At 46.1% G+C, this 18,209-nt stretch carries 9 protein-coding genes and 3 rRNA genes; 11 read left to right on the top strand and 1 reads right to left on the bottom strand.

Annotated elements, in window-relative coordinates; translation table 11 throughout:
• The first annotated feature begins 499 nt into the window (after positions 1-499).
• The 6 genes from dnaA (at position 500) to gyrB (ending at position 6,988) form a co-directional block, all read left to right on the top strand.
• Positions 500-1,846 carry a chromosomal replication initiator protein DnaA gene (gene dnaA, locus EIM92_RS04675; RefSeq protein WP_125081688.1) on the top strand — a complete coding sequence of 449 codons (1,347 nt, stop codon included), beginning with the start codon at positions 500-502 and terminating at the stop codon, positions 1,844-1,846.
• A 298-nt stretch (positions 1,847-2,144) separates the two neighbouring features.
• A complete protein-coding gene (gene dnaN, locus EIM92_RS04670; protein ID WP_125081687.1) occupies positions 2,145-3,287 on the top strand; it encodes a DNA polymerase III subunit beta in 1,143 nt (380 codons plus the stop codon).
• 73 nt (positions 3,288-3,360) lie between these two features.
• Complete coding sequence (yaaA, locus tag EIM92_RS04665; RefSeq protein WP_125081686.1) at positions 3,361-3,576, top strand: S4 domain-containing protein YaaA; 216 nt, start codon at positions 3,361-3,363, stop codon at positions 3,574-3,576.
• 69 nt (positions 3,577-3,645) lie between these two features.
• Positions 3,646-4,758: a DNA replication/repair protein RecF gene (recF, locus tag EIM92_RS04660; protein ID WP_125081685.1), complete on the top strand. Its 1,113-nt coding sequence runs from the start codon at positions 3,646-3,648 to the stop codon at positions 4,756-4,758.
• A gap of 16 nt (positions 4,759-4,774) precedes the next feature.
• Positions 4,775-5,023: an extracellular matrix regulator RemB gene (gene remB, locus EIM92_RS04655; RefSeq protein ID WP_125081684.1), complete on the top strand. Its 249-nt coding sequence runs from the start codon at positions 4,775-4,777 to the stop codon at positions 5,021-5,023.
• Positions 5,024-5,074: 51 nt separating this feature from the next.
• A complete protein-coding gene (gene gyrB / locus EIM92_RS04650) occupies positions 5,075-6,988 on the top strand; it encodes a DNA topoisomerase (ATP-hydrolyzing) subunit B (protein ID WP_125081683.1) in 1,914 nt (637 codons plus the stop codon).
• A gap of 165 nt (positions 6,989-7,153) precedes the next feature.
• Here gyrB and EIM92_RS04645 read toward each other — a convergent pair whose 3' ends face one another.
• Positions 7,154-7,933 (bottom strand): YheC/YheD family protein, encoded by a 780-nt coding sequence (locus EIM92_RS04645; protein WP_125081682.1) that lies wholly within the window; start codon positions 7,931-7,933, stop codon positions 7,154-7,156.
• A gap of 349 nt (positions 7,934-8,282) precedes the next feature.
• Here EIM92_RS04645 and gyrA point away from each other — a divergent pair, with 349 nt between their 5' ends.
• From gyrA to rrf, 5 genes are all read left to right on the top strand, one after another.
• Entirely contained in the window at positions 8,283-10,847 is a 2,565-nt protein-coding gene (gene gyrA, locus EIM92_RS04640; protein ID WP_125081681.1) for a DNA gyrase subunit A, read from the top strand.
• Between the two features lie 326 nt (positions 10,848-11,173).
• A complete protein-coding gene (locus EIM92_RS04635; protein WP_125081680.1) occupies positions 11,174-12,292 on the top strand; it encodes an HD-GYP domain-containing protein in 1,119 nt (372 codons plus the stop codon).
• 330 nt (positions 12,293-12,622) lie between these two features.
• Positions 12,623-14,177, top strand: a 16S ribosomal RNA gene (locus tag EIM92_RS04630).
• 467 nt (positions 14,178-14,644) lie between these two features.
• Positions 14,645-17,591, top strand: a 23S ribosomal RNA gene (locus EIM92_RS04625).
• A gap of 148 nt (positions 17,592-17,739) precedes the next feature.
• Positions 17,740-17,856: ribosomal RNA gene (gene rrf, locus EIM92_RS04620) — 5S ribosomal RNA — on the top strand.
• The 16S, 23S and 5S rRNA genes sit together here, the layout of an rRNA operon.
• Positions 17,857-18,209 lie beyond the last annotated feature (353 nt).

Below are 18,209 nucleotides of genomic sequence, written 5' to 3'. Positions count from 1 at the left end.
CTAAATTCGAAATTTTTCCCTATTATGCTCGGCTTAGAGCCATCCACTTCACATCTTCATAAGTCCCCCAAAAATTATTCACAATATTTCTCAAAGTTCTTTTCTACATCGTTCTACCTTTACTTTAACAACCTGTGTATAATTTTTAGCGAGAATTCGCTCATTATGTCGAATGCTAAACAATTTATAAACAATATGTAGTGGTGTGGATTAAAATTATGCACAAGTTATTGAATTTGTGGATAATTTGGTGCGGATCATTGAAATACAAGGCTTATTTTGCTATGATTAGAATGCTTTTGTTGTGAATATCTATATGTTAATAACATAATTATCAACAACCTGTGGATAACATTGTGAACAATTTTAAATTATCCACGTTTATAATTATTATAGGCTTCTGACTAATGGGGATAAGACTCCCCTTTATTTTTGCTTTTTTTGACCCGTTCTGCATGGCTCAAGCCACAAATGTATGATTTAAAAGGAGTGACAGTCTGTGGACAGCCATACCTCCGAAATATGGCAGCATATCTTATCCATCATTAATACCAAGCTGAGTAAACCGAGCTTCGACACCTGGTTTAAGGCAACAAAAGTAGTATCTCTAACCGACGATTCAATCGTCATATCTGCCCCCACTACATTTGCTGTCGAATGGCTGGAGAGCCGGTATACCAAACTGGTAGCTACAACTGTATATGAATATCTCGACAAACAGGTCGATGTCTCTTTTGTCATTGAAGAATCGGCTCCAGCCGAGCAGACCCAGAAGCAAAAGGAAGCGCCGACTCCGGTTGCGATTGAGGAACCGATCTCCCATATGCTTAATCCGAAATACACGTTCGACACATTCGTCATCGGATCGGGCAATCGATTTGCTCATGCGGCTTCTCTTGCCGTTGCTGAGGCGCCAGCCCGCGCTTATAACCCGTTATTCCTATATGGGGGCGTTGGTCTCGGCAAAACTCACTTGATGCATGCGATTGGCCACTATATTTTGGAGCATAGTCCAAGCAGCAAAGTGGTATATATATCTTCCGAGAAGTTCACGAATGAATTCATCAACTCGATCCGGGACAACAGGGCGGAGAGTTTCCGGAACAAATATCGAAACATCGATATTTTGCTCATTGATGACATTCAATTTTTGGCGGGTAAAGAATCCACGCAGGAGGAGTTTTTCCATACCTTCAATGCGCTTCATGAGGAGAGAAAGCAAATTATTATCTCCAGTGACCGGCCACCGAAGGAAATTCCTACGTTGGAAGAACGGCTAAGATCACGTTTCGAATGGGGATTAATTACGGATATCCAGCCCCCAGACCTAGAGACTCGGATCGCAATTTTGCGGAAGAAGGCCAAAGCTGAAAATTTAGATATTCCGAACGAGGCGATGATGTATATCGCGAATCAAATCGATACGAACATCCGGGAGCTTGAAGGAGCATTAATACGGGTCGTGGCCTATTCTTCTCTAATTAACCAAGACATAACCACCCATCTGGCCGCCGAAGCATTGAAAGACATCATCCCATCTAGTCGTCCCAAAATGATCACTATTCAAGACATTCAGCAAAAAGTTGGCGAATATTACAATTTGAAAATTGAAGATTTCAAAGCTCGTAAACGGACGAAAGCCATCGCCTTTCCGAGGCAAATCGCCATGTATTTATCACGGGAGCTGACGGATTTCTCGCTGCCGAAAATCGGTGACGCATTTGGCGGACGAGATCACACAACAGTCATCCATGCGCATGACAAAATATCCCAAGCTTTGAAGAACGATCAGGAACTCTACAAAGTTGTGAATAACTTAATCGAAAAAATTAAAAACTTATCCTGAATAAGCTTTAAGCCTATGCACATTCTATGCACATGTGGATAGGCTTCATTTCATATAATCAGGGGTGTTATCCACATATTCAGTGCCCCTACTACTTCTTCTATTAAATAATAAAAGATATATCTTCATATAAAAGCGGCTTAAGCCACTGAAGATAGAGCTGACTGAGCTTAACCATAACAACACAAACTTGTAAGCCTCTTGCCGATGTACTTAGAAAGTATGATTTAGACACGAAATATATGACTAAATTCTTGGAAAGCTTTTTGCTACATAAAATCTTTTAGGAGTTGAAATTATGAAAATCCGCATTCTTAAACATGAACTAAATGAATCTATTCAACACGTTTCCAAAGCGATCTCCAGCCGGACAACGATTCCCATTTTGACTGGTATTAAACTAGAGGTTAATTTCCAAGGTATGACTTTAACCGCCAGTGATACCGATATTTCTATCCAGGCTTTTATTCCAGCTGAAGATCATGACAAACAAATCGTTCAAATTGATCGTCCAGGCAGCGTTGTTTTACCTGCTAAATTTTTTGTCGAGATCATTAAAAAACTTCCTTCTCAAGAAATCGAAATGGAGGTTAAAGAGGGGTTTCAAACGTTAATCCGCTCCGGGTCAACAGATATTCAAATGGTCGGCCTTGATCCAGAAGAATTTCCGGTGCTTCCAAGTATTGAGGAAGATCAAATTATTATGATTCCAGGCGATTTGCTTAAAAATATGATCAAACAAACGGCATTCTCTATTTCCACGAATGAAACATCGCCTATTTTGACTGGTATACTGTGGAACTTAAGCGATAATCAGTTCAAATTCGTAGCTACCGACCGTCACCGTCTAGCCAGTAGAACAGCCGTATTAGACAGTGCCGATAATATTCGATTCAGCAACATTGTTATTTCGGGAAAAACATTGAACGAGCTAAGCAAGATCATTCCTGATCAGAACACCATGATTGAAATTGTCGTTGCTGACAACCAAGTGCTGTTTAAAATCGACCGGATTTTATTTTATTCGCGTATTTTAGACGGTACTTATCCGGATACTTCCAAGATTATTCCGACAACCTATAAAACAGAACTAGTCCTTGATACGAAGAAACTAAGCGATTCTATTGACCGGGCTTATTTGCTATCCCGGGAAGAGAAAACCAATATTGTACGGCTGCAAACGATGGAGGATGGCACGATTGAAATATCTTCAAGCTCATCAGAGCTCGGGAAGGTTACAGAACAGCTTGAGGTTGCTAAATTTGAAGGAGATCCGCTGCGCATTTCGTTTAACTCGAAGTACATGCTTGATGTACTGAAAGTGGTCGAGAGTCAGCAGCTTCACATTGGCTTCACGGGGGCCATGAGCCCAATTATTATTAAGCCTTTAGATGACAGTCAAAGCCTGTACCTCATCCTCCCTTACCGTACAACAAATTAATCGTTGATGAGGTTGATGAGTCACTATCGGATGCCCCCAAATCACGATCGTTGAGAAAGGAAGAACTTAGATTATGAAAACAGTCGCCATATCGACCGAATACATTAAGCTGGATCAATTTCTAAAGCTTGCGGATTGCGTACCTACAGGAGGTATGGCCAAGGCGCTTTTGCAGGAGGAAGTAGTAAAGGTCAACGGCGAGCTGGAAGAGCGTCGAGGCCGCAAGCTGTACCCTGGGGATACCGTTGACGTTGAAGGATGCGGTGTTTTTCAGGTTGCTAAGCAATAAAGCCCTTAACTGCTCGCCTAGCGGAAGTCAAATTGGGAGCAGCGGGATGGAAGGGGGCTTAAGACCGCCATGTATGTAAATCATTTACGATTGGAGCATTACCGAAATTACGAAACATTGACGCTGAACCATTTTGGTAATGTCAACCTGCTTATCGGCCGCAATGCGCAGGGAAAGACCAATTTGCTGGAGTCTCTTTTCGTGCTGGCCTTGACGAAATCACACCGTACGACCAAAGACAAAGAACTGATCGCTTTCGGCAGTGATCATGCAGTTATTGGTGCTGAAGTCGAAAAAAAGTACGGTACATTAAATTTGGAGCTCCGCCTGTCCCAGCAGGGGAAAAGAGCTAAACTCAACGGCTTGGAGCAGCGAAAGCTAAGCGACTTCATCGGCGCATTGAACGTCGTCATGTTTGCTCCAGAGGATCTGGAGATCGTCAAAGGAACACCGGGAATTCGTAGACGCTTCCTGGACATGGAAATTGGGCAGGTTCAGCCTAGCTATTTATTCCATCTCCAGCAGTATCAGAAGGTACTTGTACAGAGAAACAATCTGTTGAAACAGGCCTTTGGTGCAGGCCCAGAAATGGGGACGATGCTGGAGATTTGGAATGAACAGCTTGCGGAGCATGGTGTTAAAATTATCAAAAGAAGGAAACAATTCATAAGAAAGCTTCAGAAATGGGCTGAACAGATTCATGAGGGCATTACCGGAGGTCTAGAAAAGCTGGAATTATCCTATTTACCTTCCTTCGGAGAGGCTGAGGAAGAAGATGAAGCTGTCCTAATGGAGCAATTTATGATAAAGTTATCACAAATGAAAGAGCAGGAAATCCGCCGTGGCATGACGCTTTCCGGACCGCACCGCGATGACTTGGCTTTTCATATTAACGGAAATGAAGCCCAGGTATACGGTTCCCAGGGACAGCAAAGGACGACGGCATTATCGCTTAAACTAGCTGAGATCGAGCTGATCCATGAAGAGATTGGGGAATATCCGATTCTTCTGCTGGATGATGTGCTATCAGAACTTGATCCATATCGCCAAACTCAATTGATCGAGACTTTTCAAAGCAAAGTGCAAACGTTCATTACGGCAACAGGCATCGAAAGCATCAATGCAGGCCGGCTGCAGGACGCCAGCATTTTTCACGTGAACGAAGGACAAGTCATTTCATAATGAGTGGAGGAAAGAGATGTACATTCACTTAGGTGGCGAGAAGGTCATATTTTCTTCAGAACTGGTTGCGATCTTCGATATTTCAATTGAGAAATCCTCGAAGATATCCAAGCAGTTCGTTAGCTACGCGATCAAAGAGAAGAACGTGCAGCGCATCGGAGAGGAAGAAGCTAAATCAATCGTAGTAACGAAAACTACGGTCTATTATTCACCCATTTCTTCCGCAACTCTTAAGAAGAAAGCAAACATATCCTTTGCAATCTAACTGCCCCGTCAAACGGGGATTTTGAATCTATAGAAGTAGGTGAATGAAGGCATGTCGATGAACGAACAATCGTATGACGAGAGTCAGATACAGGTGCTCGAAGGCCTGGAGGCCGTTCGTAAGCGGCCCGGTATGTACATTGGTTCAACCAGTTCCCGGGGACTGCATCATTTGGTGTGGGAAGTCGTGGACAATAGTATTGACGAAGCACTTGCCGGTTATGCGGATACAATCGAGGTAACGATTCATCAGGATAACAGCATCACCGTTACGGACAACGGGCGCGGTATTCCTGTTGGCGAGCATCCAAAAATGAAACGTTCCACGCTTGAAGTCGTCATGACCGTCCTCCATGCCGGAGGTAAATTCGGCGGTGGTGGCTATAAGGTGTCCGGTGGTCTGCATGGGGTCGGTGTATCTGTCGTTAATGCTCTTTCGTCCAAGCTTATCGTACAGGTACGGCGGGATGGACATGTATACATGCAGGAATATCAGCGCGGGGTACCTCAGTATGATCTCCGCATTGTCGGGGAAGCAGGAGAGCTTACGGGTACAAAGACAACTTTCTATCCAGATCCGGAAGTATTCACAGAAACGACGGAGTACGACTATAATATTTTGCTGACTCGTATTCGTGAGCTGGCTTTTTTGAATAAAGGGATTAATCTGTCTTTGACGGATGAACGAACGGGTCAATCCGAGAGATTCCACTACGAAGGCGGCATTATCGAATATGTAAAATATTTGAACCAGAACAGAGAAGCCCTTCATGAAGAGCCGATTTACGTCGAAGGACAGCGGGATATGATCATGGTAGAAGTAGCGCTGCAGTATAACGACAGCTACACGGAGAATATTCATTCCTTTGCGAACAATATCAATACGCATGAAGGCGGTACGCATGAATCCGGATTCAAGAGTGCTCTTACCCGGATTATTAATGATTACGCACGCAAGAATAATATGATTAAAGACAATGATTCCAATTTGACTGGGGATGATGTGCGCGAAGGTTTAACGGCGATCATTTCTGTCAAAATTCCTGAGCCACAGTTTGAAGGCCAAACGAAAACGAAGCTGGGGAACAGTGAGGTTCGTGGAATCGTTGAATCCTTGTTTGCCGAGAAACTGCATGATTTCATGGAAGAAAATCCAGCGGTATCTCGCCGTGTCCTGGAAAAGGCATTACAGGCTTCCCGGGCTCGTGAAGCTGCCCGGAAAGCACGTGAGCTGACGCGCCGCAAGAGTGCATTGGAGGTTAGTGCACTGCCGGGTAAGCTGGCCGACTGCTCCTCTAAGGATGCTTCAATCAGCGAGCTGTATATCGTCGAAGGGGACTCCGCGGGTGGATCGGCCAAGCAGGGGCGAGATCGGCATTTCCAAGCGATTCTGCCCCTGCGAGGTAAGATTCTTAACGTGGAGAAAGCAAGGCTTGACCGTATTCTTGGCAATGCGGAGATTCGAGCGATTATTACGGCTCTGGGGACGGGGATCGGTGAAGAATTCGATCTTTCCAAGGCTCGTTATCACAAAGTCATCATTATGACCGATGCCGACGTTGACGGGGCGCATATCCGCACTCTGCTCCTCACCTTCTTCTTCCGGTATATGCGGAAGCTAATTGAGGCCGGATATATTTATATCGCCCAGCCGCCGCTTTTCAAAATCGAGCGCAATAAAATCATACGCTATGCTGGATCGGAGCAAGAACGCGATGAGATCATTGCTGAGTTTGGCGAGAATGTTAAAGTCAACGTACAGCGTTATAAAGGTCTAGGTGAGATGAATGCCGAACAGCTCTGGGAGACAACGATGGATCCAGAGAGCCGCACCATGCAGCAGGTATCCATCTCTGATGCGATCCAGGCGGATGCTATATTTGATACTTTGATGGGCGATAATGTTGAGCCACGTCGAGATTTTATTAATGAGCATGCTAAATACGTGACGAATTTGGATATTTAACTTTGGAAATTAATGCAAGGTTGAATGAGGATAGAAAGGGTACTGTCTAACGGCAGTACCCTTTTTCAGAAGTGCTGTAGATTATTTGAAGTAGAAACTTTATTGGACGAATACACTTTAAGAAATATTGGTAACCGCATGCATCGGTTTTGTGACGATATACATTTATTTTGCTGATTTCAGCCTTCCATATGCGACGGCATATCGGCGAACTTTTTTATAAATACTTTTGTCCTGCAACCATTTGAAAGGGAAAAGAGCTGGCTTTGTATTAACCTCCAGAATCCAGATGTGGTACTGTTCATCAATCGCCAGATCCAGGCCGATTTCCTTCAGCCGAGGATATTTCCGAGATAGCTCGGAAGCAACGTGAACACCGAGGTTTTTCATTTCTTTGTATAATTCGAGGAATTGCGAAGGAGTTAAATAGGGTCCCAGCAAGTCTTCAATAGGCAGAACCGAACCCCCGCTATGATGGTTGGTTACGATTCTATGAGGGGCAGCGATACGACCTATGAAAGCCGTAGTTTCCCAGGTATTATTGGGCGTTTTTTGCACCAGGGCCCGGATATCAAATTTCCTGCGCTTATAGGTTAATAATGAAATACCTTTTTGAATTAAATATGGCTTTGTTCCGATTTTTTCCTCGATCGATTGATGAAGACTTTCTATGTTCGGATGAATTTCACTTTGGGTTCCAAACTGCAGTCTGAATTTAGGTTCGGCGTCCTCATCGATGTCGTCTCTCCATATATCGGCGCACATGACACCAATACCGTATGTTCCACGGTCTGGTTTAATGTACACCAATTCATATGTGTCGAGCATTTCTTGCATCTGGTCAATAGAATATTTACGGGTCTCGGGAATATACAGAGAGATATGTTCTTTTTTGTGCAGGGCTTTGGTTTTTTCCCATTTGCTTGCAACTCGCTGAATCGCCAAGTCATGTTCCTTCCTTTCCTGAATAGTTGTTGTACATTTTCTTCATGGATGAAAACATAGGACAGAAGTGATAAAAAATGATATAATTATGTGATGTGGGATTCTTGTTAGTTCATTAGCTTATCAAGAAAATGCCTATATCCGTAGTATATGAGCGGAAGTAATAATGGGAGTGGACACATCCCTATTTTTTTTAATGTGCCTTATATCTGGGAAGATAACCGGGAAATCAAATACGTTTAATTGTGCTTAATTTGTGAAAGTAATATAATAGGTACTAGTGACTTGACGGTTTTTTCAAGGTTTTCCCGAACATAGGCATTTGGATAGAATTTGAAGGAGGTCCAGCATGGCGGAAGAAAAATTTTCGCAAATCGTAGATCGGGACATTAATGTGGAAATGCGTGAATCCTTTATGGATTATGCCATGAGCATTATTGTCAGCCGTGCTCTGCCAGATGTGAGGGATGGTTTGAAGCCGGTGCATCGTCGTATCCTGTTTGCGATGTCCGAGCTTGGGATGTATCCCGATAAGCCGTATAAGAAATCGGCCAGAATCGTCGGCGAAGTTATTGGTAAATACCACCCGCACGGGGATTCAGCGGTATATGAAACGATGGTCCGGATGGCTCAGGATTTCTCTATGCGATATATGCTCGTAGAAGGTCACGGTAACTTCGGTTCTATCGACGGTGACTTTGCCGCGGCAATGCGATACACAGAAGCGCGTTTGTCCAAGATTGCGATGGAGATGCTGCGCGATATCAATAAAGAAACTATAGATTTCATGCCGAACTATGACGGTGAGGAACACGAACCAGTTGTGCTACCGGCACGATATCCAAACCTGCTCGTTAACGGCGTATCCGGAATTGCAGTCGGTATGGCAACGAATATTCCACCTCATAATTTAGGCGAGGTCATCGACGGGGTTCAAGCCATGATTGCCAATCCTGATATTGATTCACTCGAGTTGATGGATTATATCCATGGACCTGATTTCCCAACTGCTGGTTATATCGTGGGACGTTCTGGCATTCGTCAGGCTTATACGACGGGTCGTGGTTCTATAACCATGCGAGCTAGAACAACTATTGAAGAGAATAATAATAAAGCACGTATTATCGTGGACGAGCTTCCGTATCAAGTGAATAAAGCTCGGCTAGTTGAGAAAATCGCTGAACTGGTTCGCGAGAAGAGAATTGACGGCATTACCGATTTGCGGGATGAGTCTGATCGTAACGGGATGCGTGTCGTAATCGAGCTTCGTCGCGACGTTAATCCGAATGTCGTACTGAACAATTTATACAAGCATACATCGATGCAGAGTACTTTTGGGATTAACATGCTTGCGATTGTCAATAAAGAGCCTAAAATTCTAACTCTGAAGGAAGTTCTTCATCATTATTTGCAACATCAAGTAGAAGTTATTCGTCGTCGAACAGAATTTGATCTGAAGAAGGCAGAAGCACGTGCTCATATTCTAGAAGGATTGCGGATTGCTCTTGATAATCTGGATGAGGTTATTGCCCTTATTCGCGGATCGCGAACAACGGATATAGCCCGTACGGGTCTTATAGAGAGATTTGAACTAAGCGTGGAACAAGCACAAGCCATTCTCGATATGCGCCTGCAACGTTTGACAGGTTTGGAACGCGATAAAATCGAGGAAGAGTATAATGAGCTGCTTCAGAAAATTGCCGAGTATCGCGAGATTCTTGCAAATGAAGAACTCGTTCTGCAAATTATCAGTAACGAGCTTCAGGAGATTCGCGATCGCTTCGCAGATTCTCGTCGCACGGAAATCACAGTCGGTGAAGAGAGTATTCTTGATGAAGATTTGATTCCACAGGAGGAAGTCGTCGTTACGATTACGCACACCGGCTATGTTAAACGCCTGCCAGTGACCACTTATCGCAGTCAGAAGCGCGGTGGACGAGGTGTAGTGGGGATGGATACGAAAGATGACGATTTCGTGGAGCATCTATTCGTGACAAATACTCACCACTATTTAATGTTCTTTACAGATCGTGGTAAAGCGTATCGTCTGAAGGCTTACGAAATTCCAGAGCTTGGACGGACGGCGCGCGGTACGCCGATCATTAACCTGATTCAAATCGAACAAGGGGAAACCGTTAACGCGGTCATCCCGGTAGAGAAGTTCGAAGGGGATCAGTATCTGTTCTTTGCGACACGTCAAGGTATCGTTAAGAAGACACCGCTTGAGGATTACATTAATATTCGTAAAGGCGGACTTATCGCCGTGAATTTGCGTGAAGATGATACGCTGATTGATGTGAGACTTACGGATGGTAAGCAAGAGCTGATCATGGGTACCGCTCAAGGAATGTCCATTCGCTTCCCAGAAAGCGATGTTCGTTCTATGGGTAGAGCGGCTACTGGGGTTAAAGGGATAACGTTGGATGAGCACGATGAATTGATCGGTATGGATGTCGTCGTTCCTGATCAGGATATTCTGATCGTAACTACGAAGGGTTATGGGAAACGTACCCCTGTCTCTGAATATCGGATTCAAAGCCGTGGAGGCAAGGGGATTAAGACGATCAATGTAACAGAGAAGAATGGCTCAGTCGTTGGTCTGAAGGTAGTTAAGGACGAAGAGGATCTGATGATCATTACAAGTAGCGGCACGCTTATCCGTACGAGCATGGAAGGAATCTCAACCATGGGTCGTAATACGCAGGGCGTGAAGCTGATTAATATTCGTGAAGATGACGCTGTAGCTACGGTTTGCCGCTCAGACAAGAGCGAAGAAACAGAGCATGAGGATGACGAGAACGGCGAAAATCTGGAAGGGACGCTGGGCGAAGAAGCGACCGATGTTAATCATCAAGAAGAGACTGATGAGATAAATGCAGATTCAGATGCGGGCAACGAATCCTCCGAAGAGTAATAGTTGATTGTCATACCCAGCGGTAGAAATATCGAAAGCGGCACCCACTCAAGGGAGCCGCTTTTTTTGCTATATTTGCGTTGGATCTTCATGCGATCTGCATTTTCATGCATCCTGAAATGGAAAAGATCAATATATGTGCTGAAAGTGCTATTTTGTTAGTATAAAGCTAAAATAATTAGCATTTTAGAGTATCTTTTATGAAAAGGAGATTGTTGGGTTATTCCTGCCATACTATAATGACATTAATACGGTTTTATTGGCAGACTTTATTGGATACATAGTTAATAATACCCATTAGGGTAGAGAGGTGAGGAGAGAATATAATGAATAACATCCCTGTGGCTGAACTGAAGCCTGGGTTAAAAATTATAAGCAACGTATACAGTCCCCTAGGTGGTTTATTATTGGAAAAAGGGAAGGTGCTGTTGCCAAGAGATTTAGATATATTGCGCGCTTTTATGATTTCGTCAGTAGAAATTGAAGAATCGTTCAAATCAGCCGAGGAATCTAATGCCACGACTTCTATGACAACAGCGGGCAAACCAGGGGAGGCAGCAGCCGTGCCAAATGAGAATACAGCAGCTTCTGAAATGGAACATTTGCCAATCAGCTCACTTCATCAGGAGTATGACCGGATGCTTCATTTGACGAAAAGTGCTTTTCAGTCTGTGCTTGCCGCAGAGCTTCCCATATATGAACTGCGTCGTCAGTTGGAAGCTTTGATCAAACAGATGAAGCATTATAATGTACTGACCTTTGCGCCGCGAAATATGAATGAATATGATTACCTATACCACAATGCCATCCTTTCCTCGATGACATCGTATTTGCTTGCACAGTGGCACGGCCTGCCGCAAAAGGATTGGATGCAGGTTGCTTTTGCCGGTTTGTTGCATGACATTGGAAATACAAAGATTGATCCGTTGATCCTATATAATCCTGAATCACTAACAGAGGATGAATCAGAAGAAATGCGGATGCATACGACTTATGGATATCAACAGCTTCGAAAAACGTCTGCAATCAATGAGGGTGTCCGTCTGACTGCGCTGCAGCATCATGAGAAAATGGATGGATCCGGTTATCCCTTCCACCTTACGGGGGAGAAAATACATGTGTACGCTAGAATTGTAGCAATAGCTGACATTTTTCATGCTATGACTCTCAATCGGAGATACCGAAAGGCGCAATCACCCTATTTGGTATTGGAGCAATTAAAGTCCGAGGCGTTTGGCAAGCTTGATCCTAGTATTGTGCAAACTTTCGTGGAGAAAGTAACTCAGTTCCATAATGGAATGAGAGTGCTTCTCAGCAATGGTAAGACGGGAGAGATTATATTCTCAGATCGCAATCACCCTACACGGCCAATGGTATCCATTGATGGCGAAATTATTAATTTGATGAAGGATACCAGCTTGTATATTGAGGAAGTTCTTTCCTAGGGTTGCTTTTTAGTTAGAAAATAGGTATAGTATGACTTGCTGCAGCGATAGCTGAGAATGAGTTAATATAAGAAAAAAAGAATTTTCAAAATAACTCTTGCAATTGTTCGCAGCAAGTGATATATTATAAGAGTTGCCACTGAAACACGGCAACACATGAGAAACAAAGTTGATCTTTGAAAACTGAACAACGAGTGAGCGGGTTTCACGGAAGTGAAATCTAAAAATAGAGTCAGATGCAAATCTGATCTCGTCAGATTCAAAATGAGCAAGTCAAACACTTTGGATGGAACACCTCATCACCTTCGGGTATGAGCCTCCTTCCGATCTTTATTGGAGAGTTTGATCCTGGCTCAGGACGAACGCTGGCGGCGTGCCTAATACATGCAAGTCGAGCGGGATTATTTTGGAAGCTTGCTTCCGAAATAATCTAGCGGCGGACGGGTGAGTAATACGTAGGCAACCTGCCCCTCAGCCTGGGATAACTAGCGGAAACGTTAGCTAATACCGGATAATTTGTTTCTTCGCATGAAGGAGCAATGAAAGACGGAGCAATCTGTCACTAAGGGATGGGCCTACGGCGCATTAGCTAGTTGGTGAGGTAATGGCTCACCAAGGCGACGATGCGTAGCCGACCTGAGAGGGTGAACGGCCACACTGGGACTGAGACACGGCCCAGACTCCTACGGGAGGCAGCAGTAGGGAATCTTCCGCAATGGACGCAAGTCTGACGGAGCAACGCCGCGTGAGTGATGAAGGTTTTCGGATCGTAAAGCTCTGTTGCCAGGGAAGAACGTCTTAGAGAGTAACTGCTCTAAGAGTGACGGTACCTGAGAAGAAAGCCCCGGCTAACTACGTGCCAGCAGCCGCGGTAATACGTAGGGGGCAAGCGTTGTCCGGAATTATTGGGCGTAAAGCGCGCGCAGGCGGTCATTTAAGTCTGGTGTTTAATCCCGGGGCTCAACTCCGGGTCGCACTGGAAACTGGGTGGCTTGAGTGCAGAAGAGGAGAGTGGAATTCCACGTGTAGCGGTGAAATGCGTAGATATGTGGAGGAACACCAGTGGCGAAGGCGACTCTCTGGGCTGTAACTGACGCTGAGGCGCGAAAGCGTGGGTAGCAAACAGGATTAGATACCCTGGTAGTCCACGCCGTAAACGATGAATGCTAGGTGTTAGGGGTTTCGATACCCTTGGTGCCGAAGTAAACACATTAAGCATTCCGCCTGGGGAGTACGGTCGCAAGACTGAAACTCAAAGGAATTGACGGGGACCCGCACAAGCAGTGGAGTATGTGGTTTAATTCGAAGCAACGCGAAGAACCTTACCAGGTCTTGACATGCCTCTGACCGCTCTAGAGATAGAGCTTCTCTTCGGAGCAGGGGACACAGGTGGTGCATGGTTGTCGTCAGCTCGTGTCGTGAGATGTTGGGTTAAGTCCCGCAACGAGCGCAACCCTTGATCTTAGTTGCCAGCATTTCGGATGGGCACTCTAAGGTGACTGCCGGTGACAAACCGGAGGAAGGTGGGGATGACGTCAAATCATCATGCCCCTTATGACCTGGGCTACACACGTACTACAATGGCCAGTACAACGGGAAGCGAAGCCGCGAGGTGGAGCGAATCCTATCAAAGCTGGTCTCAGTTCGGATTGCAGGCTGCAACTCGCCTGCATGAAGTCGGAATTGCTAGTAATCGCGGATCAGCATGCCGCGGTGAATACGTTCCCGGGTCTTGTACACACCGCCCGTCACACCACGAGAGTTTACAACACCCGAAGTCGGTGAGGTAACCGCAAGGGGCCAGCCGCCGAAGGTGGGGTAGATGATTGGGGTGAAGTCGTAACAAGGTAGCCGTATCGGAAGGTGCGGCTGGATCACCTCCTTTCTATGGAGAATCGTCTTCTGCAACGAAGACATTCAAATAAGGCTGACGAAAGTCGCCGATCCCTTTGCAGATGCAAAGAGGTATATGCTTTCGAAGTAGCTTTACTTCGTAAAGCTTTTAGCTCACTCGTTGGTCAGTTTTGAGAGTTCAACTCTCAAACTTATCTTCCAACACTTACCGTTGAAACGGAAAGCTGAAAGATGATAAGATAGTCTTCCGCCAGTCCAATGGCGAAGAAACTTGATCCTTGAAAACTGGATATACGAAACGAAATTTGCGTTTTAGAAATATTCCTTTTAGCTGAACTTGTGTCAAGTGATTGACCAAGGAAGTGAATAAAGGTAGTGATACTAGCGAACGTTTTGGGATAGGCGATCCTTTGGGAGTTACTTTCCACCTTGGTTGAATTTATTCGATCAGGAAAGTAACGGACAACAGAGCGAATAGCCCAAAATGCGAGCGATTATGGTTAAGCTACTAAGAGCACACGGAGGATGCCTAGGCGCTAGGAGCCGAAGAAGGACGTGGCGAACAACGAAACTGCCTCGGGGAGCTGTAAGCAAGCTTTGATCCGGGGGTGTCCGAATGGGGAAACCCGGCTGTGGTAATACGCAGTCACTCACATCTGAATACATAGGGTGTGAAGAGGCATACCAGGGGAACTGAAACATCTAAGTACCCTGAGGAAGAGAAAACAAGAGTGATTCCGTCAGTAGCGGCGAGCGAACGCGGAACAGCCTAAACCAGAGAGCTTGCTCTCTGGGGTTGTGGGACGTCTCACACGGAGTTACAAAGGAACCGATTAGACGAACAGGTCTGGAAAGGCCGGCCATAGAAGGTAAAAGCCCTGTAATCGAAAGTCTGTTCCCTCCGAGACGGATCCCGAGTAGTGCGGGGCACGTGAAACCCCGTATGAATCTGCCAGGACCATCTGGTAAGGCTAAATACTCCCTAGCGACCGATAGTGAAGCAGTACCGTGAGGGAAAGGTGAAAAGCACCCCGGAAGGGGAGTGAAAAAGAACCTGAAACCGTGTGCTTACAAGAAGTCAGAGCCCTATGCGGAAACTTGTTTCCGCACGGGTGATGGCGTGCCTTTTGTAGAATGAACCGGCGAGTTACGTTCCCGTGCAAGGTTAAGGTGAAGAGCCGAAGCCGCAGCGAAAGCGAGTCTGAATAGGGCGATTTAGTACGTGGACGTAGACCCGAAACCGGGTGATCTACCCCTGTCCAGGGTGAAGGTGCGGTAACACGCACTGGAGGCCCGAACCCACGTATGTTGAAAAATGCGGGGATGAGGTGGGGGTAGCGGAGAAATACCAATCGAACTCGGAGATAGCTGGTTCTCCCCGAAATAGCTTTAGGGCTAGCCTCGGTGAATAGAGTCGTGGAGGTAGAGCACTGATTGGGTGCGGGGCCCGCCAAGGGTTACCAAGCTCAGTCAAACTCCGAATGCCATGGACTTATAACCGGGAGTCAGACAGTGAGTGCTAAGATCCATTGTCAAGAGGGAAACAGCCCAGACCATCAGCTAAGGTCCCCAAGTGTGTGTTAAGTGGGAAAGGATGTGGAGTTGCACAGACAACCAGGATGTTGGCTTAGAAGCAGCCATCATTTAAAGAGTGCGTAATAGCTCACTGGTCGAGTGACTCTGCGCCGAAAATGTAACGGGGCTAAACACACCACCGAAGCTATGGCTTGATGCTTTGCATCAGGGGTAGGGGAGCGTTGTATGTGGATTGAAGTTGGACCGGGAGGACTGGTGGACTGCATACAAGTGAGAATGCCGGTATGAGTAACGAAAAGATCAGTGAGAATCTGATCCGCCGAAAGCCCAAGGTTTCCTGAGGAAGGTTCGTCCGCTCAGGGTAAGTCGGGACCTAAGGCGAGGCCGAAAGGCGTAGTCGAAGGACAACAGGTTGAAATTCCTGTACCACCGTAATCCGCTATGAGCGACGGGGTGACGCAGTAGGGTAGTGACGCGAGCTGATGGATGCTCGTCCAAGCAGTGAGGCTGATGTGTAGGCAAATCCGCACATCATTAAGGCTGGGCTGTGATGGGGAGGGAAAATTTACAGTACCGAAGGTCATGATCTCACACTGCCGAGAAAAGCCTCTAGCCAGGAGAAGGTGCCCGTACCGCAAACCGACACAGGTAGGCGAGAAGAGAATTCTAAGGCGCGCGGAAGAACTCTCGTTAAGGAACTCGGCAAAATGACCCCGTAACTTTGGGAGAAGGGGTGCCCCGGTAGTGTGAATAGCACGAGGGGGCCGCAGTGAAAAGGCCCAAGCGACTGTTTAGCAAAAACACAGGTCTGTGCGAAGCCGTAAGGCGAAGTATACGGGCTGACGCCTGCCCGGTGCTGGAAGGTTAAGGGGAGCGGTTAGGGAGCAATCCCGAAGCTGTGAACCGAAGCCCCAGTAAACGGCGGCCGTAACTATAACGGTCCTAAGGTAGCGAAATTCCTTGTCAGGTAAATTCTGACCCGCACGAATGGCGTAACGACTTGGGCGCTGTCTCAACGAGAGATCCGGTGAAATTTTAATACCTGTGAAGATGCAGGTTACCCGCGACAAGACGGAAAGACCCCATGGAGCTTTACTACAGCTTGATATTGAACTTTGATGCGATTTGTACAGGATAGGTGGGAGCCTAGGAATCCGGAGCGCCAGCTTCGGTGGAGGCATCGTTGGGATACCACCCTGATCGTATCGAAGTTCTAACCTAGGACCGTGATCCGGTTCGGGGACAGTGTCAGGCGGGTAGTTTGACTGGGGCGGTCGCCTCCTAAAGAGTAACGGAGGCGCCCCAAGGTTCCCTCAGAATGGTTGGAAATCATTCGTAGAGTGCAAAGGCAAAAGGGAGCTTGACTGCGAGACTGACAAGTCGAGCAGGGACGAAAGTCGGGCTTAGTGATCCGGTGGTACCGCATGGAAGGGCCATCGCTCAACGGATAAAAGCTACCCTGGGGATAACAGGCTTATCTCCCCCAAGAGTCCACATCGACGGGGAGGTTTGGCACCTCGATGTCGGCTCATCGCATCCTGGGGCTGAAGTAGGTCCCAAGGGTTGGGCTGTTCGCCCATTAAAGCGGTACGCGAGCTGGGTTCAGAACGTCGTGAGACAGTTCGGTCCCTATCTGTCGTGGGCGTAGGAAATTTGAGAGGAGCTGTCCTTAGTACGAGAGGACCGGGATGGACGCACCGCTGGTGCACCAGTTGTTCCGCCAGGAGCATAGCTGGGTAGCTACGTGCGGATGGGATAAACGCTGAAAGCATCTAAGCGTGAAGCCCTCCTCAAGATGAGATTTCCCAATTAGTAAGACCCCTTGAAGACGACGAGGTTGATAGGCCTGAGGTGGAAGTGCAGCAATGTATGGAGCTGACAGGTACTAATCGGTCGAGGGCTTATCCAAAATACTACCCGCAAAGTGAAGAATAGCTTCGATGCTAATTCCGATTACTTTGCGGGGACCCCGAGAACATTACCAGCCTTGGTAGTGGGGGCTAACACGCAAATGAAGTTTCGTATCCAGTTTTCAGGTGATCAAACATCTGAACTCGTTTGGTGGCAATGGCGGAGGGGTTCCACACGTACCCATCTCGAACACGACCGTTAAGCCCTCCAGCGCCGATGGTACTTGGACCGCAGGGTCCTGGGAGAGTAGGACGTCGCTAAGCGAAGAACCACTGCTGATAGTCAATATCGGTGGTGGTTTTTATTTTTTTAGATAACTAAAGGCATAATACTGGGTCAGTATTGCTAAAGATTACATATAACTCTAGTTAATGGTAGTTATGTCGGGTATTATTGAGTATCTACATGTATTTCATACAGTTAGTTTACTGTTTTTGACCGTGTAGTAGACAACTAACTGGATAACCTACATTTAGTTTTGGGCTATTACGACGATCTACTCCAAATAAGGCAAACTAACTGTATGTTTTCTATTTAGTACAAGTATTCTATGGAAAAGGGGTTAACTAGCTGTATAAAATCAGACTGTTGAAGTAATTGATTTTCTATGCAAGAA

This window comes from Paenibacillus lentus, assembly GCF_003931855.1.
In the GTDB taxonomy this organism is placed as follows: domain Bacteria; phylum Bacillota; class Bacilli; order Paenibacillales; family Paenibacillaceae; genus Fontibacillus; species Fontibacillus lentus.
The sequence above is the reverse complement of the archived record's forward strand: the minus strand, read 5'-3'. Positions and strand labels throughout refer to the sequence as shown.